Origin of the sequence: Roseomonas chloroacetimidivorans (assembly GCF_049629625.1) — a bacterium.
In the GTDB taxonomy this organism is placed as follows: domain Bacteria; phylum Pseudomonadota; class Alphaproteobacteria; order Acetobacterales; family Acetobacteraceae; genus Roseomonas; species Roseomonas chloroacetimidivorans.
In genome coordinates this window covers 79,637-98,430 of sequence record NZ_JBNBZS010000021.1, presented here as the reverse complement: position 1 = coordinate 98,430, position 18,794 = coordinate 79,637, and the positions used below count along the sequence as shown (strand labels likewise).

Annotated in this window: 16 protein-coding genes and 1 tRNA gene; 11 read left to right on the top strand and 6 right to left on the bottom strand. The window is 67.3% G+C overall.

What is annotated here, in order from left to right; genetic code table 11:
• Positions 1–9: 9 nt before the first annotated feature.
• On the top strand, positions 10–1,620 hold the full coding sequence (locus ACO1BU_RS17370) for an ABC transporter substrate-binding protein (RefSeq protein WP_424137226.1): 1,611 nt from the start codon (positions 10–12) through the stop codon (positions 1,618–1,620).
• Positions 1,621–1,720: 100 nt separating this feature from the next.
• Here the strand turns inward: ACO1BU_RS17370 and ACO1BU_RS17365 are convergent, their stop codons facing one another.
• The gene (locus tag ACO1BU_RS17365; protein WP_424137225.1) at positions 1,721–3,319 is read right to left on the bottom strand and encodes a M20/M25/M40 family metallo-hydrolase; all 1,599 of its coding nucleotides are present in this window, start codon (positions 3,317–3,319) and stop codon (positions 1,721–1,723) included.
• A 520-nt stretch (positions 3,320–3,839) separates the two neighbouring features.
• On the opposite strand from ACO1BU_RS17365, the gene ACO1BU_RS17360 reads away from it, so the two are divergent.
• Both ACO1BU_RS17360 and ACO1BU_RS17355 read left to right on the top strand, forming a co-directional pair.
• Entirely contained in the window at positions 3,840–5,732 is a 1,893-nt protein-coding gene (locus tag ACO1BU_RS17360) for a transglycosylase domain-containing protein (RefSeq protein ID WP_424137224.1), read from the top strand.
• Positions 5,733–5,769: 37 nt separating this feature from the next.
• Positions 5,770–6,330, top strand: coding sequence for a hypothetical protein (locus ACO1BU_RS17355; protein WP_424137223.1), 561 nt, complete (start codon positions 5,770–5,772; stop codon positions 6,328–6,330).
• 174 nt (positions 6,331–6,504) lie between these two features.
• Here ACO1BU_RS17355 and lhpI read toward each other — a convergent pair whose 3' ends face one another.
• A complete protein-coding gene (lhpI, locus tag ACO1BU_RS17350; RefSeq protein WP_424137241.1) occupies positions 6,505–7,446 on the bottom strand; it encodes a bifunctional Delta(1)-pyrroline-2-carboxylate/Delta(1)-piperideine-2-carboxylate reductase in 942 nt (313 codons plus the stop codon).
• A 247-nt stretch (positions 7,447–7,693) separates the two neighbouring features.
• Between lhpI and ACO1BU_RS17345 the strand changes: the two genes are divergently transcribed.
• The 6 genes from ACO1BU_RS17345 to ACO1BU_RS17320 all read left to right on the top strand — a co-directional run bounded on the left by ACO1BU_RS17345 (position 7,694) and on the right by ACO1BU_RS17320 (position 14,452).
• The gene (locus tag ACO1BU_RS17345; protein WP_424137222.1) at positions 7,694–8,764 is read left to right on the top strand and encodes an amino acid ABC transporter substrate-binding protein; all 1,071 of its coding nucleotides are present in this window, start codon (positions 7,694–7,696) and stop codon (positions 8,762–8,764) included.
• Between the two features lie 73 nt (positions 8,765–8,837).
• Positions 8,838–10,040, top strand: a complete 1,203-nt coding sequence (locus ACO1BU_RS17340) for an amino acid ABC transporter permease (RefSeq protein ID WP_424137221.1) — start codon at positions 8,838–8,840, stop codon at positions 10,038–10,040.
• A 14-nt stretch (positions 10,041–10,054) separates the two neighbouring features.
• Positions 10,055–11,197 (top strand): amino acid ABC transporter permease, encoded by a 1,143-nt coding sequence (locus ACO1BU_RS17335; protein WP_424137220.1) that lies wholly within the window; start codon positions 10,055–10,057, stop codon positions 11,195–11,197.
• Positions 11,198–11,217: 20 nt separating this feature from the next.
• Positions 11,218–12,012, top strand: coding sequence for an amino acid ABC transporter ATP-binding protein (locus tag ACO1BU_RS17330; protein ID WP_424137219.1), 795 nt, complete (start codon positions 11,218–11,220; stop codon positions 12,010–12,012).
• Between the two features lie 154 nt (positions 12,013–12,166).
• A complete protein-coding gene (locus tag ACO1BU_RS17325) occupies positions 12,167–14,047 on the top strand; it encodes a potassium transporter Kup (protein ID WP_424137218.1) in 1,881 nt (626 codons plus the stop codon).
• A gap of 39 nt (positions 14,048–14,086) precedes the next feature.
• Complete coding sequence (locus ACO1BU_RS17320) at positions 14,087–14,452, top strand: hypothetical protein (protein ID WP_424137217.1); 366 nt, start codon at positions 14,087–14,089, stop codon at positions 14,450–14,452.
• Positions 14,453–14,524: 72 nt separating this feature from the next.
• On the opposite strand, the gene ACO1BU_RS17315 is transcribed toward ACO1BU_RS17320, so the two are convergent.
• Positions 14,525–14,600 (bottom strand) — tRNA-Ala (locus ACO1BU_RS17315).
• Positions 14,601–14,736: 136 nt separating this feature from the next.
• Between ACO1BU_RS17315 and ACO1BU_RS17310 the strand changes: the two genes are divergently transcribed.
• Both ACO1BU_RS17310 and ACO1BU_RS17305 read left to right on the top strand, forming a co-directional pair.
• A complete protein-coding gene (locus ACO1BU_RS17310; protein WP_424137216.1) occupies positions 14,737–15,492 on the top strand; it encodes a CoA transferase subunit A in 756 nt (251 codons plus the stop codon).
• Between the two features lie 19 nt (positions 15,493–15,511).
• Positions 15,512–16,159, top strand: coding sequence for a CoA transferase subunit B (locus tag ACO1BU_RS17305; protein WP_424137215.1), 648 nt, complete (start codon positions 15,512–15,514; stop codon positions 16,157–16,159).
• 117 nt (positions 16,160–16,276) lie between these two features.
• On the opposite strand, the gene ACO1BU_RS17300 is transcribed toward ACO1BU_RS17305, so the two are convergent.
• The 3 genes from ACO1BU_RS17300 to ACO1BU_RS17290 all read right to left on the bottom strand — a co-directional run bounded on the left by ACO1BU_RS17300 (position 16,277) and on the right by ACO1BU_RS17290 (position 18,767).
• Entirely contained in the window at positions 16,277–16,705 is a 429-nt protein-coding gene (locus ACO1BU_RS17300; protein ID WP_424137214.1) for a hypothetical protein, read from the bottom strand.
• 63 nt (positions 16,706–16,768) lie between these two features.
• Positions 16,769–17,575 (bottom strand): undecaprenyl-diphosphate phosphatase, encoded by an 807-nt coding sequence (locus tag ACO1BU_RS17295; RefSeq protein WP_424137213.1) that lies wholly within the window; start codon positions 17,573–17,575, stop codon positions 16,769–16,771.
• 88 nt (positions 17,576–17,663) lie between these two features.
• Positions 17,664–18,767, bottom strand: coding sequence for a TRAP transporter substrate-binding protein (locus ACO1BU_RS17290; RefSeq protein ID WP_424137212.1), 1,104 nt, complete (start codon positions 18,765–18,767; stop codon positions 17,664–17,666).
• Positions 18,768–18,794 lie beyond the last annotated feature (27 nt).

Below are 18,794 nucleotides of genomic sequence, written 5' to 3'. Positions count from 1 at the left end.
GAGTCCCCCATGACCCTGTCGCGTCGCGCCCTGCTGGGCGCCACCGGCCTTGCCACCCTGCCTTCCGGCCTGATGATTCCGCAGGCCCGCGCCCAGTCGGAGCGCGTGCTGCGCTACGGCATCTCCATGGCGGATATTCCGCTCACCACCGGCCAGCCGGACCGCGGCGCGGGCGCCTACCAGTTCACCGGCAACACCATCTACGACTCCCTGGTGGCCTGGGAGATGGATGTGGCGGACCGGCCGGGCAAGCTGATCCCGGGCCTCGCCACCTCCTGGGAAGCCGATCCGGCCGACCGTAAACGCTGGGTGCTGAAGCTGCGCGAGGGCGTGAAGTTCCATGACGGCTCGGCCTTCGACGCCGATGCGGTGATCTGGAACTTCGAGAAGGTGATGAACGCCCAGGCGCCGCATTTCGACCAGCGCCAGGCGGCGCAGGTCCGCCCGCGCCTGCCCTCTTTGGCCTCTTGGAAGAAGCTAGACCCCACGACGGTGGAGCTGACCACCAAGGCGGTGGACAGTCTCTTCCCCTATCAGCTCCTCTGGTTCCTCGTCTCCTCTCCCGCGCAGTACGAGAAGCTTGGCCGCTCCTGGGACCGCTTCGCCGTCGAGCCCTCGGGCACCGGGCCGTTCAAGCTAGCAAGGCTGGTCCCGCGGGAACGGGCGGAGCTGGTGAAGAACACGGGTTACTGGGATCCGAAGCGGGTGCCGAAGGTGGATCGTCTGGTTCTCGTCTGCGCACCGGATGCCGTCACGCGCAGCAACGCGCTGCTCTCGGGCCAGGTGGACCTGATCGAGACGCCGGCGCTCGACATGGTGCCGCAGCTCAAGGCCGCCGGGAACCGGGTGGTGGAGAACGTCACCCCGCATGTCTGGAACTATCACCTCTCCATGCTGGAGGGCTCGCCCTGGCGCGATCTGAGGCTGCGTCAGGCAGCAAATCTTGCCATCAACCGCGACGAGATCGTGCAGCTCCTCGGTGGGCTGGCGAAGCCGGCCACGGGCGTGGTGGACCCGGCTTCCCCCTGGTTCGGTAATCCCTCCTTCAAGGTTCGCTACGACCCGGACGAGGCGCGCAAGCTGGTGCAGGCTGCGGGCTTCTCCCCGAGCAACCCGCTGAAGACGAAGTTCATCATCGCGACCGGCGGCTCGGGCCAGATGCTGTCCATGCCGATGAACGAATACATCCAGCAGGCCTGGAAGGAGATCGGCATCCAGGTGGACTTCCAGCCCGTGGAGCTGGAGGTGCTCTACACCGCATGGCGCAATGGCGCGGCGCATGAGTCCATGCGTGGCATCACCGCCAACAACGTGGCCTATGTCACCTCCGATCCGCTCTATGCCCTTGTGCGCTTCTTCCACTCCAGGCAGGTGGCGCCCACCGGCGTGAACTGGTCCCACTACAAGGACGAGGAGACGGACAAGCTGATCGACCAAGCCGTGCAGTCCTTCGACGTGGCGGAGCAGGACCGGCTGATGGCCCGCGTGCATGAGCGGGTGGTGGACCAAGCCCTGCTGGTTTTCGTGGTGCACGACACCAACCCGCACGTCCTCGGGAAGAACGTGCGGAACTATGTCCAGGCGCAGCACTGGTTCCAGGATTTGACGACGCTGGCCTGACGAAGGCTGGGGGAAGAAGGAATTCTTCCCCCAGACCCCCATCATCTTTTTCTTCGAGTTTGAGGGGGCGCCAGGGGGATACCTCTCCCGGCCTTCCTTATCAGATCGGCTCGCCAGCGCCCGTGCCATGATGCGGCGTCGGGAAGGTCCATTCCTCGCCACGCACGGTCGTGACGTATTCAGGCCAGCGCAGATCGACCGGCGGGTCGAAATCGGGCGGAAGCAGCGGACCAACCCATTTCGTGCCGCCCACGCCACCGCCCGTACGCTCGCGGAACTCGGCCTGGGCCGCCTCCAGTGCGCCTGGCTTGGTGGCCAGATCCACCAGCGTCAGCGCCATCGTCTTCCCCGCCACGAACATCCCGGGATCGACCGCCGCGGGCAGGCCGCCAAGCGCGAGATAGGACCAGTTGGGATAGGCATAGCCGGGGGAGGGAGGACGCAGCCGCGGGCGTGCGGCCAGCAGCCGCACCGTCGGGCAGTGCCAGGAATACTCCACATAATCGTCGGCGCTGAGATGCGTCTGCCAGCCGGCCAGGGAGCGGCGGAGACTCGCGTCGTTCTCGGCCGGCGTGGTGAGCGTGGTGATGCTGGGGATGAAGGGATTCTCCATCGGTTCCAGGCCCAGATTCTTCTGGATCTCACGGCCGAACTGCAGCGCTTCCTCGCTATAGGCCGGGGCGCCGACAGCCTGGAGATTTTGCCAGGTCAACTCCGTCAGCGCGCTGTTGGGCAGGCCCACGCGCGTCTTCGTCACCCAGCGCACGAAGGCGCGGCAGCCCGTGGCCAGCGCCGCGGATTTCGCGTTGTTCGCCAGCACGCGCCAGATCTGCTCCTGGATCTCGAGCGAGGAGGAGCGCCAGGAATACTGGATCTGGCTGAAGCGGGGCGGGAGGTTGTCCGAGGTCGCGCCGGCATCGCCCAGGATGAACTCGTTCAGCGTCCAGGATCCGCTATGCGGGAACATCGCCTCCTTCGTGTACTTCGTTGTGGTGTACATCAGGCACATCGCATCCAGCGCGGCCGGGGCGCGGGCCACTGCATGCGCGGCCTGGGTCGGCATGAGGGAGGGATCGACCCAGTTCTCCGGGTCCTCCGCCTCGAAGGTGATCACCGCGCTCCAATAGGCGCCGAAATGGATTTCGCCCGTGACGGTGTTGCTGGGCCAGGGATGCCAGACCACCGCCGCGTCCAGCCCGTCGAAATAGCCTTTGGCCGCGTGGATGGGCTTGGATCCGCAGACCTTTTCCGCCGGCTCACCGAAGAGCTTCAGCGTGGCGTTGACGCCATGCTGCTCGAAGGCTGCCTTGGTGGCGAGGAAAGCCGTGAGGGAGGCGGTGCCGAGAACGGAATGCGGATCGGTGTGGCCCGCCGCATAGGGGTGAAGCCCCTTCCGCGGCGCCTTGTAGGGCACCACCTGCTGCGAGTTACCGGGGACTGCGTCATATTCCGAGAAGCCAGCCAGCACAGGCCCGCCATTTCCCCAGCGCGCGGCGAAGGCCGTGGGCATGTCGCCCGACCCCACCTCCACCGTGAAGCCCTCTTCTTGCAGGATCTCGGCATAAGCCTGCACAGACCGGTACTCGCGCCAGGCGGGTTCGGCGAAGCCCCAGATGCGCTCGTTGAAGGCGGAAAGGCGGGATTCGTTCCGGCCGATCCAGTCCAGCGCGGATTGGCGGATGGTGTTCGGATCGGTCATCGGCGCGTCTCGCTCCTGTCGGCACTACGGGAGGAACGCATGCGTCCCTCGGCGGAGAAAGCCTAAGAGGGATCGCAACCCCCGGGAATCCCGCCGCGACAGTCTGCCTCGGGCTCGCGTCGCGGGGCGGGCCGGGCGTTGCGGGGCACCGGGAGCGAAGGATTGCCGGGTGGACCGGCCGGGGGGACGCGTGGGGCCCTGCGTCCAGCGCGACCGCGGCTGGGGCATCACGGTCATGGCCGAGACATTCGCCTTGCCGAGCGCGGTCCTACGAGCCGCGCAGCGGCCCAGACAACTCTGGACACTGGTGGGGTTCTGCGAGCGCTCAGGATATACGGCGCCGCATTCGCCGCGGCATTGGGCACTGTCAGAGGCCGATGCGGCGTGGTCAAAGCCCAGGAGGACCACCAAGGCGAGCCCCGCAGCATACCCGATCCTGGTCCTCAAAGACTGCGCCCTTGTGCGAAGTGTCGTATGACGGCCCCACGCCCATCGCGGATGTTGGGCTCACTAAGCCGTGATGAGTGTGAACACCATGCCTCGGGCCCCGATTGCAATCACGACGCGCAATGCGGGAACGTCGCGCACCGGCAAGTCCAAGCCGCAGCCAGGTGCCGCGCGGCGTGAGCAGGCGCCTGCCAAGGCGCCTCCTGCCGTGAAAGCACGTCGGCGGCTGGCGCGCCGTATCGCCGCCTGGGGCTTGATGGGGGTGATCTGGGGTGGGCTGGCCCTGGGCGTCCTTTTGCTGATCTTCGCCTGGGACCTGCCGCGGCCGGAGGCGGCGCTGGAGACAACGCGGCGGCCTTCGGTCACGCTGGAGGCCTCCGATGGCCGCCTCCTCTCCACCAGCGGCGACCTGTATGGGGAGACAGTGCGGCTGCGCGACGTTCCCATCCATTTGCCAACCGCCCTGCTGGCCATCGAGGACCGCCGCTTCCGTGACCATTTCGGCCTGGACCCTATCGGGCTGTTGCGCGCCGCCTGGGTCAACCTGACCACCGGCCGGGTGGCCCAGGGCGGATCGACCCTGACGCAACAGTTGGCCAAGAACCTGTTCCTGACGCCCGAGCGCTCCTTCCGCCGCAAGGTGCAGGAGGCGATGCTGGCGCTCTGGCTGGAGAGCCGCTTCACCAAGGACCAATTGCTCGAAATCTATCTCAACCGGGTCTATCTTGGCGCTGGCGCCTACGGGGTGGATGCGGCGGCCCGCCTCTATTTCGGCGTGCCTGCGCGGCGGCTGGCGATCTGGCAGTCCGCTGTGCTGGCCGGTCTGCCGCGCGCCCCCTCCCGCTACAACCCGCGCGCCAACCCGATGGCGGCGGCGGAGCGCGGGGCGGAGGTGCTGCGCGCCATGGCCGCGACCGGCGCACTGACCGAGGCGCAGGCCAATGCCGAGGCGGAGAAGATCGCCTTCCCGCCGCGCCCCTCCCGCGATTCCGGCTGGTTCGCTGATTGGGTGGGGGATGACCTCGCCACGCGCTTCCCCGGCTCCGCCGACCTGGTGCTGCGGACGACGCTGGACCTGCGAGTGCAAGCACTGATCGAGGCAAAGCTGGAGGCGCTGCTGGCCGGGCCGGGCGCTGCCGCCGATGTGGGGCAGGGCGCCGTGGTGGTGATGGATGCCGCAACCGGTGCCGTGCGGGCCATGGCGGGCGGGCGGGACTACCGGCGCAGCCCTTTCAACCGGGCCGTGGCCGCACGGCGCCAGCCAGGCTCGGTGTTCAAGCCCTTCGTCTATCTCGCGGCGCTGGAGCATGGGCTCCACCCGGAATCGACCGTCTCGGACGCGCCGATCACTCTCGGGCGCTGGTCCCCCGGCAATGGCGGCTGGCGCTCGCGCGGGGATCTGCCGCTGGACGAAGCGATGGCCCATAGCGTGAACACTGCCGCGGTGCGCGTGTTGGTGCGGGCGGGCGGCGCGAAGGAGGCTGCCGCCGTGGCGCGCCGGCTGGGGCTGGCGGGGCCCTTCCCCAAGGATGCCACCATCGCCCTGGGCACCGGGGAGGCGAGCTTGCTGGAACTGACCGCTGCCTATGCCAGCTTCGCCAATGGCGGAATGCGGGTGGTGCCCTATGGCATCGCCTCGGCCCGGGCAGAGGGGCATGCGCTGTCCATCGGCAACACCGCCCCAGTGCGGGCGGTGCAGCCCGACGATGCCGCGGCGATCCGCCGCATGCTGGAGGCGGTGGTATCGCGCGGCTCCGGCCGCGCTGCCGCCGTGCCGGGCCGTCCCTCCGCCGGCAAGACCGGGACGACCCAAGATTTTCGTGATGCCTGGTTTGTCGGCTTCTCCAGCGGAACCGTGATCGGTATCTGGCTGGGCAATGACGACGCGACGCCGATGGAGGCCGTGAGCGGCGGCACGCTGCCCGCCCGGTTGTTCCACGATATCCTGGAGGGCCTGCCTCGATGAGGATCACCGTCCCGCAGCACGAAGCGGAAGCTGGCTGATGGCCGAGGAGAAGGCGCCTCGTAATCCCGTCGGCGAGCAGGCCATGGCCCTGCTGCTGCGCCCCGTGCGCCACGCCGTGAACAATCTGTCCATGGTCCTGACCGCCAATCTGGACGCCGCCGTACCGAAGCTGCCGGAAGGGGAGCGCTACACGCGCCAGATCACCCGGGCGCGGGAGGCGGCGATGGACTACGACCATCTGGCCCGCGGCTTCCTCGCCCTGGGGCGGGAGGAAGGGGTTCGCCCCGCTCCGGCCGAGCGCGTGCTGCGGGAGCTGCTGCCGCTGCTGTCCCTTGCGGCGGGCGGGGCCGTCGAGATCCGGACTGTCGGCAGCGCCGTTATCGAACGACGCTCACCGACGCTCGAGGGGGCGCTGATCCTGGCTGCCTCTGGCGCTGCCGGGATACCCGCGGGGCCGCGTCCGCCCCTGCGGCTGGAGGGAGCACGGCTCTCGATGGCCTGGCGCCTGCCACCCGAGGCGCGCACTGCGCTGGAGGCCTTGGGCGCGAAGCTCGAAGATGATGGGGAGGGTGTGGCGATCACCTTGCCGCCGGGCTGACGGCCGGCTTGGGGATACCGGGGCGGCGCCGGGAGGCTTTTGCCCCGACTCCTTTATGCTGGCGGCTGGGCCGGGTTCCCCAAGGGTTCCCGGCGGGGAGCCTGGGAGGCATGGCACCCCAAGGGGTGGTGACCCCAGCAATTCAGGGCCGGCATTCAACCCGGCGCATTTCCATCACTTCCGATTCGGAGCCTCGGCCATCGCTCCCTCATAGGCGAGGATGGCGGCCGCCAGATCCTCGCCTGCCCAGCCCACGGATTTGAACACGGTCACCTCCTCCGCGTCGCGCCGGCCCGGATGGGTGCCCCGACAGAGTTCCGCCAATTCGGCCGCGACGTGCCCGGGGCCGATCGCGCCTTCGGCAATGGCCTGGACCACGTCCCCGGCCTCTGCCAGCCCGCCCGCGCGCGTGTCCAGCACGAGGGTGGCTCGGGCGAGGAGGGCGGCGTCCGATTCACGCATGTCCCGCCGGAATGCACCGACCAGGTCCACATGCGTGCCGGGGCGTATCTGGTCGCCCCGCACCAGCGGCGTGCGGGAGAGCGTGGCGGCCGAGACGATGTCGGCGCCGGCCGGATCGGGATTGGCTTCGGCGCGGGCAGGGTGGCCTTCGGCGTGCAGCCGGGCGGCCAGCCGTTCTGCCCGGGCCGGGTCGCGGGACCAGATCGCGATGTCCTCGATCGGGAAGGCGGCGCGGTAAGCCTGGGCGAGGGCATGTGCCACCTTGCCGCTGCCAAGCAGCAAGAGGCGCCGGCTGTCCGGCCGCGCCAAATATCGTGCGGCGAGGACGCTGGCCGCCGCCGTGCGCCGGTCCGTCAGGGCGCCGCCATCCAGCAAGGCCAGCGGAGCACCCGTCGCGGCGTCGGAGAGCAGGAAGACGGCGTGCACGGCAGCGTCTGTATTGCCCGGCGCGACATGGACGATCTTCACGCCGGTGTAGCGGCCTGCCTGCCAGGCGGGCATCAGCAGGAGGCTGTTGCGCTCCGCACCTTCCTCCCAGGCATGGGCGTGACGCAGCGGCGCCTCGCAGCCTGTGCGGAACATGCCGGCCAGGGCGTCGAAAAGGGGCTCCCAGGGCAGGAGCGACTCCACTCGGGCATGGTCGAGATGTAACAGGGCGGGCCTCCCGGGGATCGCGCCTTCATAGCGGCACAGCGTTTGCCTGCGGGGCCGAGGTGAGCCCCGCATGCCTCATCGTGCCCCCCGCAGCCGCTGGCGCAAACCCCGCCAGGGCCGAATTGCCGCGGACCCGCAGGAGGGCTAAGGGCCTGCTCTGCGGTCTGCGCAATACCGCGTTGATCCAGGCACAACCCTGGCGCAGCATGCTGCCGGGGACGTCCCCGTAAGTTTCAGGGAGAGCTTGATGACTCTGCAGCCCTTGCGGCGCGCAACCTTTGGTGTCCTCGGTGCGGTCGCCATGACCGCGTTCGGTGCGCTTTCTGTGGCCGCCCAGGCCCCGGCTCCAGCGGCTCCGGCCAATGGCGGCGCGTCCATGCTGGACGCGATCAAGGCGCGCGGCACTCTTGTTTGTGGCACGAACACCGGCCTGGCGGGCTTCGCGCAGCCGGACAGCCAGGGTGTGTGGCGTGGCTTCGACGTGGATTACTGCCGCGCGGTCGCTGCTGCCATCCTCGGCGATCCGAACAAGGTTCGCTTCGTGCCGACCACGGCCCAGAGCCGCTTTACGGCGCTGCAGTCGGGCGAAGTGGACATGCTGGCCCGTAACACGACCTGGACGCTGTCCCGCGATACGAGTCTCGGCCTCGACTTCATTGGCGTGAATTTCTATGACGGCCAGGGCTTCATGGTGAAGACCTCGACCGGCGTGAGGACCGCCAAGGAGTTGGAGGGCGCCACGATCTGCGTTCAGCCCGGCACCACCACGGAGCAGAACCTGACCGACTGGGCGCGCGCCAACAATATCCGTTTCACCCCTGTTGTGATTGAGCGCCTGGAAGAGGTTGTTGGCGCCTACGCCTCCGGCCGCTGCGATGCCTTCACCACGGACGTGTCGGGCCTCGCCGCCACCCGCGCCAGCCAGCCCAACCCTTCCGAGCACACGATCCTGCCGGACGTGATCTCCAAGGAGCCGCTTGGCCCGCTGGTACGCCATGGCGACCAGCGCTTCGCTGACCTCGTCCGCTGGGTGCACTACGCCCTTGTGGGTGCCGAGGAGATGGGCATCACCCAGGCGAATGTTACACAGATGGCTGCCAATGACACGCGGCCGGACGTGCAACGCATGCTCGGCAAGAATGGCGGCCTCGGGCAGATGCTGGGCCTCCCTAATGACTGGGCCGTAAACGTCATCAAGGCCACCGGCAATTACGGTGAGATCTTCGCCCGGCATCTGCAGCCGATCGGTATCCAGCGGGGCCCGAACGCGCTCTGGACCACGCCGGGCGGCCTGCAATACGCAATGCCCTTCCGTTGAACCAACCCTCGCGGGGGCCTGTTCGCAGGCCCCCGCGGACCTAAGTGAAGAACAAGAGTGAGGCCTTCACCGGATGTCGCAGACCACCATTGACACGCGGCACCTCCGCGCTCCCCCGAAGAAGCGGTTCCGCCTGTCCTGGGCGGATGAGCGCGTGCGCGCCATGGTCTGGCAGGTGCTGATCGTCGGAATCGTGATCGGCATCGTCTGGTGGTTGGTGCGCAACACGCAGCACAACCTTGAGGTCCGGCGGATCGCGACCGGCTTCGGCTTTCTAAGCCGCGAGGCGGGACTGCCGATCGGCGAGCACCTGATCGAGTACACACCGGCCAGCACCTATCTTCGCGCCCTGACGGTGGGCGTCCTGAACACGCTCAAGGTGGCGGTGATCGGCATTGTGCTGGCCACCATTCTCGGCACCCTGATCGGCATTGCACGGCTCTCGAAGAACTGGCTGCTGGCCAAGCTCGCGGCTGTCTATGTCGAGGTGATCCGCGACATCCCTCTGCTGCTGCAGTTGCTGTTCTGGTACACTTTGCTGCAGAGCCTTCCGGCACCGCGGCAAGCCCTGCATCCCGTGGCCGGCGTCTATCTCTCCAACCGCGGACTGAGACTGCCTTTCCTGGATTGGCAGCCGGCGCATAGCTGGGCGCTGCTGGCCTTCGTGGCCGGATGTTTCGCGACCTGGCTCTACGCTAAGGTTATGCGCCGGAAGCAGATGCAGGACGGCCAGCCGCGCCGGGTCTGGCCGGCCGCGCTCGGCTTCCTCATCGGCCTGCCGCTGGTGGTCTGGGCGGCGGGCGGTGCGCCCACCGCCGTGGATTGGCCGGCGCTGCGCGGCTTCAACTTCCAGGGCGGCTTCACGATCAGCCCGGAATATTTCGCCCTGCTGATCGGCCTGACCACCTACACCGCCGGCTTCATCGCCGAGATCGTGCGCGCGGGCATCCTGGCCGTGCCGCAGGGCCAGTGGGAAGCGGCGCAGGCGCTGGGCCTGCGGCCCGGCACGGTGCTGCGCCAGATCGTGCTGCCCCAGGCGCTGCGCGTGATCGTGCCGCCGATGACCAGCCAGTTTCTGAACCTGACCAAGAACTCGTCACTCGCGGTGGCCATTGGCTACCAGGATATCGTCAGCATCGCCAACACGACCTTGAACCAGACGGGACAGGCGATCGAGGGCATTGCCATCATCATGCTGGTCTACCTGACCATCTCGCTGACCATCAGCTTTTTCATGAACTGGTACAACAACCGAATCGCGCTGGTTGAGCGCTGAGAGGGGAACCAGATATGAGCGACATCCCCCTCACCACCTCCGTCGCCGGCGTGCCGGAGGCGGCGCCGCGCCAGCCGCCGGCCCTGACCACGGGGCCGATTGCCTGGCTGCGGGCGAATCTTTTCTCCTCCTGGCTCAACACCGCGCTGACCCTGGTGCTGGCCTATTTCATCGTGCGCTGGGCGATCGGCTTCATCGACTGGGCCTTCATTAACGCCATCTGGTCTGTGCCGAACAGCCAGACCCAGGCCTGCCGTGCGCTGAAGACCTCCGACCATCCCGGTGCCTGCTGGGCGGTGATCACGGAGAAGCACCGCTTCATCCTCTTCGGCACCTATCCCTATGAGGAGCATTGGCGGCCGGCCCTGGTCTGCCTGCTCTTCACCGGACTTTATGTCGTCTCCGCCATGCGCCGCTTCTGGCGGCCGGCGCTGGCCGCCATCTGGGCCGTGACGCTGGTGGTGATCGGCGTGCTGATGTGGGGTGGCGTGCTCGGTCTGTCCTATGTCCCGCAGGAGCGCTGGGGCGGGTTGCCGATCACCCTGATCCTCGCGACCTTCGGGCTGGCTTTCGCGTTCCCGCTGGCCATCCTGGTGGCCCTCGGGCGGCGTTCCTCCATGCCGGCAATCCGGGTCCTCTGCATCGCTTATGTGGAGTTGATCCGCGGCGTGCCGCTGATCAGCCTGCTCTTCATGGCCAGCGTCATGTTCCCCCTCTTCCTTCCAGAGGGAATCAACATCGACAAACTGCTGCGCGCCCAGGTGGCCGTGATCCTCTTCGCCGGCGCCTATCTGGCGGAGGTGGTGCGCGGTGGCCTGCAGGCCCTGCCGAAGGGGCAGTACGAGGCAGCCGACGCGCTCGGCCTTTCCTACTGGCAGAAGACCGGGTTCATCATCCTGCCGCAGGCGCTGCGGCTGGTGATCCCGCCGCTGGTCAACACCTTCATCGGCTTCTTCAAGGACACGTCGCTGGTGCTGATCATTGGCATCTTCGACCTGCTGACGGCCGGCAAGACCGCCATCGTGGAGCCGGCCTGGCAGGGCTTCGGCGTCGAGGTCTATGTCGCGATTTCCTTGATCTACTTCATCTACTGCTTCGCCATGTCCCGCTACAGTCAGAAGCTGGAGGCGGAACTGAACCGCCACCGGCACCGCTAGACCCCGGAAAGGACCCTGTAATGAGCGCTGCCCTCGACACCGGGACACACATTGCCTCGTCCATCCGGACGGACGCGCCGCCGGCCATCCTGCTGGACAAGGTCAACAAGTGGTACGGCTCGATGCATGTGCTGCGGGACATCTCGCTCCAGGTCGCGACCGGGGAGCGGGTGGTGGTCTGCGGGCCTTCTGGTTCCGGCAAGTCCACTATGATTCGCTGCATCAACCGCCTGGAACAGCACCAGGAAGGCCGCATTGTCGTGGACGGCCATGAGCTGACCGACGACGTGCGGGCCCTGGACACGATCCGGCGCGAGGTCGGGATGGTGTTCCAGTCCTTCAACCTCTTCCCGCACCTGACCATTCTCGAGAACTGCACCCTGGCCCCGATCTGGGTCCGCCACATGCCGAAGAAGGAGGCGGAGGAACTGGCCATGCATTACCTGACCCGGGTGAAGATTCCGGATCAGGCGCGCAAGTATCCCGGCCAGCTCTCGGGCGGTCAGCAGCAGCGCGTGGCCATTGCCCGGGCGCTCTGCATGAAGCCGAAGATCATGCTCTTTGACGAGCCGACCTCCGCTCTCGACCCCGAGATGATCAAAGAGGTGCTCGATACCATGGTCGGGCTGGCCGAGGATGGCATGACCATGATCTGCGTCACCCACGAAATGGGCTTCGCGCGCCAGGTGGCGGACCGGGTGGTGTTCATGGACCAAGGCGAGGTGGTGGAGCAGGGGGCGCCGGAGCAGCTCTTCAGCAATCCCTCCACGGATCGCCTGCGGACCTTCCTCTCGCAGATCCTGCGGGGGCACTGAAGCATCCTCGCGCCGATTTCGGCGTGCCCCGTCCCAGGCATCGTTCTGAGCCCAAACGCATGACGGCTCTGCAACCGGGAGGCCGGGACGGGGGTTGCAGCGTCCGGGGCTGCGGTCATATGCCGCCGCCCACCAACCAGTGCGGGCAACGGACGTGACATCCCAGGTCAACCACGGTGACCGGCAGCCTCTGAATGCCGCCGTTCTGCTGGGTGTGCTCGGCATTGTTTATGGCGATATCGGGACCAGCCCGCTCTACGCCATGCGAGCGGCGCTGCTGCATTTTTCGTCAGACGGGCTGGAGCGCTGGGAGATCCTGGGGATCCTCAGCCTGATCATCTGGTCGCTGATCATCGTCGTGACCGTGAAATATGTCTGGCTGGTCATGCGGGCGGACAACAAGGGCGAGGGTGGCATCCTTGCTCTGATGGCGCTGGCCCAGCGTGTCGCCCGGACGGAACGGGGCCGGTGGGCCATTGCCCTGGTGGGCATCGCCGGGGCTGCCCTGTTCTTTGGCGACGGCGTTATTACGCCCGCCATCTCCGTGCTCTCGGCCATTGAGGGCCTGAGAATCATCTCGCCCGCCTTCGACGGCGCGGTCGTGCCCATCTCGCTCGCGGTGCTGCTGGCGCTCTTCCTCTTCCAGTATCGCGGCACAGGCAGCATGGGCGCGATCTTCGGGCCCATCACCGTCGTCTGGTTCGGCGTCATCGGGCTGCTCGGCCTGATTGAGGTGGTGCGGGAACCGGGGGTGCTTGTTGCCTTGTCGCCTCATTACGCCGTGCGATTCGTTCTGGCCTATCACCTCGCGGCCTTCATCGCACTCGGCTCCGTCGTGCTGGCTGTGACCGGGGCGGAAGCGCTCTATGCCGATATGGGGCATTTCGGGCGGCGCCCGATCCAGCTCGCCTGGATCGCCTTCGTCCTCCCCGCCCTGGCACTGAACTATCTCGGCCAGGGTGCGCTCATGCTGGCGGACCGGGCAGCGCTGGAGAATCCCTTCTATCTGCTGGCGCCCGATTGGCTGCGCCTGCCGCTGGTCATCCTGGCCACCGCGGCCACCATCATCGCCAGCCAAGCCATGATTTCCGGTGCCTATTCCATCGCGCGGCAATGCGTGCAGCTCGGCTTCCTGCCCCGCCTGTCCGTGCGGCACACCAGCGAAACCGAGGAGGGGCAGATCTATCTGCCCCAGGTGAACTTCGCCCTTCTGGCCGGAGTCGTGGTTCTGGTCGTTGCTTTCCGCAACTCGGACAGCCTGGCGGCCGCCTATGGGCTGGCCGTCACGGGCACCTTCGTCGCAACCTCCACCCTGGCCGGGCTGGTCTTTCGCCGGACCTTCGGCTGGTCCCTGCCGCTGGTGATCGCCACCTTTGCCCCGCTTTTCGTGCTCGACCTCGCCTTCTTCTTCTCCAATGTGCTGAAGATCCCGGATGGCGGCTGGGTGCCACTGCTGCTGGGTGGTGCGCTCTTCACCATGATGGTGACCTGGCGCCGCGGCCGTGACCTGCTGTTCAGCCGCTTCCGGCAGGACAGCCTGCCCCTGAAGTCCTTCCTGGCCCGCCTGCCGCAATCCCGCACCACGCGTGTGCCGGGAATTGCCGTTTTCATGACCAGCCAGGCCGATTACGTGCCGAACGCGCTGCTGCACAATCTGAAGCACAACAAGGTGCTGCATGAACGCGTGCTGTTCGTGACCGTGAACAACGAGGACGTCCCGCAGGTGACCAACCGCCGGAGCGTGGAGGAGTTGGCGCCCGGCATCCACCGGATCACCCTCTGCTACGGTTTCCAGGAAAGCCCAAACATCCCGAAGGACCTGGAGGGGCTGCGCGAGTTCGGCGTGGATTACGAGCCGATGCAGGCCTCTTATTTCCTCGGACGGGAAACTGTGGTCGCATCCAGCGTGCCGAAGATGGCCCGGTGGCAACAGTGGCTCTTCGGCATCATGTCCCGCAACTCGGTTCCGGCCACCGAGTTTTTCCGTATCCCCAGCGACCGGGTGGTCGAACTGGGGGTGCGCGTCGCGATCTAGGGCGAAACCAGTTCCGCCCCAACCGCCTGGAGGTGTTCCATGCCGCTCGTCGTCCTTTCGCCGAGCGGCGGAACAGGTCTTCCCGAGGGCAGCCCGGAGCATCGCTACGAGTTCCAGCTAACGCTCGATTCCCAGGGTTTTCCGGATTCGCGGGCCTGGCAATCGGACCCGGCCACCTGGTCCGCGCGCCGCTTCTGGCCGGGGCAGGGGCTGATGGAGGGGGACGTGCTCTACGATCCCGATACCGGCTGGGCGCTACGCTTCTTCCGCCGTGACGACAGCCCCGTAGACGCGCCGCTCCATGCCTTTATCCGCGGCGCCGGGCCGTGCCGCCCAGGCGAGAATGTGACGATCGTCGAACCGGACGGCCAGGAATACGCCTGGCGCATTGTCGGCGTTGGCTGACGCGTAGGAAGGGGGCGGCCCAAAAGAGAGCGGGGCGCCCGTTTCCAGGCGCCCCGCATCATCCCGCTAAACTGGTGGAGCCAATCGGAATCGAACCGACGACCTCTTGAATGCCATTCAAGCGCTCTCCCAACTGAGCTATGGCCCCCCACCGTGCGGGTGCCGCGATATAGCCGCCGGCCACAGGCCAGGCAATCCCCCTTTCGACGCTTTCTCACCCCCTTTCTCACGCTGGGCCGGACGGCTAGCCTTCGTGGTGAAGAGACACTGGAGGGCGTCGCCGAATGAGCAGAAAACTCTACCCGGATGCGAAGGCGGCGCTGGACGGGCTGCTGCGTGACGGGATGCTCATCCATTCCGGCGGCTTCGGCCTCTGCGGCATTCCGAGTCTGCTGATCGAGGCAATCCGCGACAGCGGTGTGAAGGATCTCACCTTCGTTTCGAACAATGCCGGGGTGGACGATGCCGGGCTGGGGCTGCTGCTGAAAACCCGCCAGATCCGGAAGATGATCGCTTCCTATGTCGGTGAGAACGCGGAATTTGCCCGCCAGTACCTGGCCGGGGAGCTGGAGATCGAGTTCAACCCCCAGGGCACGTTGGCCGAGCGCATCCGGGCCGGGGGCGCCGGCATTCCGGCCTTCTTCACCCGCACTGGCGTGGGCACCGCAGTGGCCGAGGGCAAGCCCACCCAGGAATTCGACGGCGTCACCTATGTCATGGAACGCGGGATCATGGCGGATCTCGCGATCATCCATGCCTGGAAGGCCGATCCGGAGGGCAATCTGGTGTTCCGCAAGACGGCGCGGAACTTCAACCCGGTCATGGCCACCGCCGCCCGGGTGACCGTGGTGGAGGTGGAGCAGCTGGTCGGCCAGGGCGAGCTGGACCCGGACCAGATCCACACCCCCGGCATCTTCACGAAGCGGATGATCGTGGTGCCGCCAGGCACGGAAAAGCGGATCGAGCAGCGCACGATTCGTAAGCGCGCCGAGCCCGCCGCCCCGGCGGCGGCCGGCACCGACCCCCTTCCTGCCCGCTGAGCCGAGAGGAACGCGCCCCATGGCCTGGACCCGCGACGAAATGGCCGCCCGCGCTGCCCGCGAGCTGCAGGACGGCTTCTATGTGAACCTGGGGATCGGTATCCCGACCCTGGTCGCCAACCACATCCCGCCGGGCGTCTCCGTCCAGCTGCAAAGCGAGAACGGAATGCTCGGCATCGGCCCCTTCCCCTATGAGGGGGAGGAGGATCCGGACCTGATCAATGCCGGGAAGCAGACCGTCTCCGAGCTGCCGACGACGAGCTATTTCTCCTCCGCCGACAGCTTCGCCATGATCCGGGGCGGGCATATCGACCTGTCCATTCTCGGTGCCCTGCAGGTCGCCCAGAATGGTGACCTCGCCAACTGGATGATTCCCGGGAAGATGGTGAAGGGCATGGGCGGCGCCATGGACCTGGTGGCCGGGGTGAAGCGGGTGGTCGTGCTGATGGAGCACACCGCCGGCGGCAAGCCCAAGCTGCTGAAGCAGTGCACGCTGCCTCTTACTGGCCAGGGCGTCGTGGATCTGGTGGTAACAGAGCTCGGAGTCATGTCGATCGACAAGGCGGCCGGCCGGATGCGGCTCATCGAGCTGGCGCCGGGGGTTACCGAGGAGGAGGTTCGGGCCAAGACCGAGGCCGATTACGAGGTGGCCCTGCAGGCCGCCTGACGAATAGGGAGGCCGGGGGAGAGCCCTCGGCCTCCTACGGAATCGGCGCGGTGTAGCAGGCGCCGCGGCGGCCTGATCGGAGCCGAATGGGCTGACGCCAGCTCACTGGTAGCGCTGCTACCGCTGTAGCTCGATCTGCCGCTGAAGCCGTTCAATCTCCCGGCCGCGCTCCGCCAATTCACGCTCCAGCCGGTCGATCCGGCTTTCCTCGGACCGGCGGGCGACGGGCACCACTGCGGGGCTGCTACGGCGGCGCGTCTCGCGCGGGGTGGAGCTGCGCCGGGCCGGCCGGGCGGAGGCTGCGGGCGGGGTGATCGAAGGCTGGCCCACATCCACCGAACCCTCGGGGAGGTCCGACAGCAGGTCCGGCCTGAGGCGCCCGGTCATCTCGACCGGCGGGCGATCCAGCCGCTCGAACTGCTGAAGGGCGCCCCGAAGGAGGTCGCCCGATGGACCGCTGTCGCCCGGCCAGCTCTGGGCCTGTGCCGGGGGCACCATCAGTGCCATCAGCCCCAACAGGCCGATGCGCATCGGCGATACCAGCATACGCCCTCTCCTTCCCTGCGGTGCCGTTTCCGCCGCGCCGCGTGGGCCCCAGTCTTCTTGGTTCTACCGAAGGGTCAACCAGATCAGCATGACCCCGCCAAGGACGATCCGGTACCAGCCGAAAGGCGTGAAGCCGATTCTCGCGATGAAGGCCAGAACGACGCGGATCACCACCAGTGCCACGGCGCAGGCTGCGGCAAAGCCGACCATGATCAGCCCGAGGCCGGACAGGTCCAGTTCCTGCCGGGCCTTCCAGAGGCTGTAGACGGTTGCCGCCAGCATGGTCGGAATGGCCAGCAGGAAGGAGAACTCGGCTGCCGTCCGCCGCTCCACCCCCAGCAGCAATGCGGTGATGATGGTGGCGCCGGAACGGCTGGTGCCGGGAATCATGGCCAACACCTGCCCGAATCCGATCAGGACCGCAGCGACGGGCCCGATTTCAGGCACTGAGAGGATGCTGGGGGTCGGCCGGATCCGTTCGATCAGGATGATGGCTGCGCCACCGAGCACGAGGGCCACGGCCACCACCCAGGGATTGAACAGGAGCCGCGTGATTGGCCCGTGCAGCACGGCGCCGATGACGAGTGCCGGCAGAAAAGCGAGGAGCAGGTTGACGGCCGTGTAGCGCTCCACCGTCCGGGGGCGCCACATGCCCTGGGCGATGGCCAACAGATCCCGCCAGTAGGTCATGACCACGGCCAGGATGGCGCCAAGCTGGATGGCGATCTCGAAAACCTTGCCGGGTGGTCCCTCGAAGCCGATCAGATCCCCCAGCAGAATCAGGTGGCCGGTGGAGGAGATGGGCAGGAACTCGGTCAGCCCCTCCACCACGCCCATCAGCAGGGCGGACAATAGGCCGGCAAGGTCCATGGGGATCTGTCGCTCACGAAGGGGCGGAACGGGAAGGGGGGCAGGGCTCCCGGCCCTGCCTCCTTCCTTCTTTACGCGCGGCGGCGGTTCAGCGCACCGTCTGCGAGGCCGTGAAGGCGAAGTTGTCGAATGAATTCTCGCTCACGCGGTGCCAAGTATAAACCTCGTCGCGGTAGCGGCGCTGGCTTTCCATCACCTTCTTGAAGCGCTCGTTCTTGCTGGCCAGCTCATCCATGACCTCGTTGGTCGCGCGCCAGGCGGCCTCGAGGATCGGGCGAGACCAGAAGCGGAGCTGCGCACCGGCCGCGACCAGGCGGCGCAGCGCCTGCGGGTTCGCGATGTCATATTTCGCGACCATCTCGGCATCGGCCTCGGCGCAGGCCACCTGGATCGCCGCCTTGTACGAGGCAGGCAGGGCGTCATAGGCGCGCTGGTTGGAGATGAGGTGAAGACGCGCGCCCGGCTCCCAGAAGCCCGGGGCATAGTAGTTCGGCGCCACGCGGGCGAAGCCGAGCTTCTCGTCGTCATGCGGGCCGACGAATTCCGCGGCGTCGATCGTGCCACGCTCCAGCGAGGAGTAGATGTCCGCGGCCGGTGTCACGGAGGGGGTGGCGCCCATCTTGGCGAAGACCTGGCCAGCCAGGCCGGTAATGCGGAACTTCAGCCCCTTCACGTCATCCACCGTGCGGATCTCGCGCCGGAACCAGCCGCCCATCTGCGCGCCTGTGTCGCCGCAAGGGAAGGCGATCGCGTTATACTCGCGCATCATCTCGTTCATCAGCTCCTGCCCGCCGCCGAAGCGGAGCCAGGCGGTGTTCTGACGGGCATTCAGGCCGAAGGGCACGGCCGTGAAGAAGGCCAGCGTCGGGTCCTTGCCGATGTAGTAATAGGAGGCGGTGTGGGCGCACTCGACGCTGCCGGACTGCACGGCGTCCAGCGCGGCGAGGGCCGGCGCAATCTCACCACCCGGAAAAGGCTGGATGCGGAACTTGCCGTCCGTCAGCTCCCCAACCCGCTTCGCAAGGGCCTCGGCGGTGCCCCAGAGGATGTCGGTGTTGCGCGGGAAGGAGGAGGTGAGCCGCCAGCGCACCTCGGGATTGGTCTGGGCGATGGCCGGGGCGGCGAGCGCAACCGGCACGGCAGCGGCCGGAGCCGCCGTGAGCAGGGCACGGCGGTTCACGCGGGAAGTCATCCGGGGCGTTTCCTTTCGCTCAAGCGG

What these genes read in the sequence shown, in the direction of transcription:
- ACO1BU_RS17370 (WP_424137226.1), top strand. Translation starts at nt 10, where the DNA reads ATGACCCTGTCGCGTCGCGCCCTGCTGGGCGCCACCGGCCTTGCCACC.
- ACO1BU_RS17365 (WP_424137225.1), bottom strand. Translation starts at nt 3,319, where the DNA reads ATGACCGATCCGAACACCATCCGCCAATCCGCGCTGGACTGGATCGGC.
- ACO1BU_RS17360 (WP_424137224.1), top strand. Translation starts at nt 3,840, where the DNA reads ATGAGTGTGAACACCATGCCTCGGGCCCCGATTGCAATCACGACGCGC.
- ACO1BU_RS17355 (WP_424137223.1), top strand. Translation starts at nt 5,770, where the DNA reads ATGGCCGAGGAGAAGGCGCCTCGTAATCCCGTCGGCGAGCAGGCCATG.
- ACO1BU_RS17345 (WP_424137222.1), top strand. Translation starts at nt 7,694, where the DNA reads ATGACTCTGCAGCCCTTGCGGCGCGCAACCTTTGGTGTCCTCGGTGCG.
- ACO1BU_RS17340 (WP_424137221.1), top strand. Translation starts at nt 8,838, where the DNA reads ATGTCGCAGACCACCATTGACACGCGGCACCTCCGCGCTCCCCCGAAG.
- ACO1BU_RS17335 (WP_424137220.1), top strand. Translation starts at nt 10,055, where the DNA reads ATGAGCGACATCCCCCTCACCACCTCCGTCGCCGGCGTGCCGGAGGCG.
- ACO1BU_RS17330 (WP_424137219.1), top strand. Translation starts at nt 11,218, where the DNA reads ATGAGCGCTGCCCTCGACACCGGGACACACATTGCCTCGTCCATCCGG.
- ACO1BU_RS17320 (WP_424137217.1), top strand. Translation starts at nt 14,087, where the DNA reads ATGCCGCTCGTCGTCCTTTCGCCGAGCGGCGGAACAGGTCTTCCCGAG.
- ACO1BU_RS17310 (WP_424137216.1), top strand. Translation starts at nt 14,737, where the DNA reads ATGAGCAGAAAACTCTACCCGGATGCGAAGGCGGCGCTGGACGGGCTG.
- ACO1BU_RS17305 (WP_424137215.1), top strand. Translation starts at nt 15,512, where the DNA reads ATGGCCTGGACCCGCGACGAAATGGCCGCCCGCGCTGCCCGCGAGCTG.
- ACO1BU_RS17300 (WP_424137214.1), bottom strand. Translation starts at nt 16,705, where the DNA reads ATGCTGGTATCGCCGATGCGCATCGGCCTGTTGGGGCTGATGGCACTG.
- ACO1BU_RS17295 (WP_424137213.1), bottom strand. Translation starts at nt 17,575, where the DNA reads ATGGACCTTGCCGGCCTATTGTCCGCCCTGCTGATGGGCGTGGTGGAG.
- ACO1BU_RS17290 (WP_424137212.1), bottom strand. Translation starts at nt 18,767, where the DNA reads ATGACTTCCCGCGTGAACCGCCGTGCCCTGCTCACGGCGGCTCCGGCC.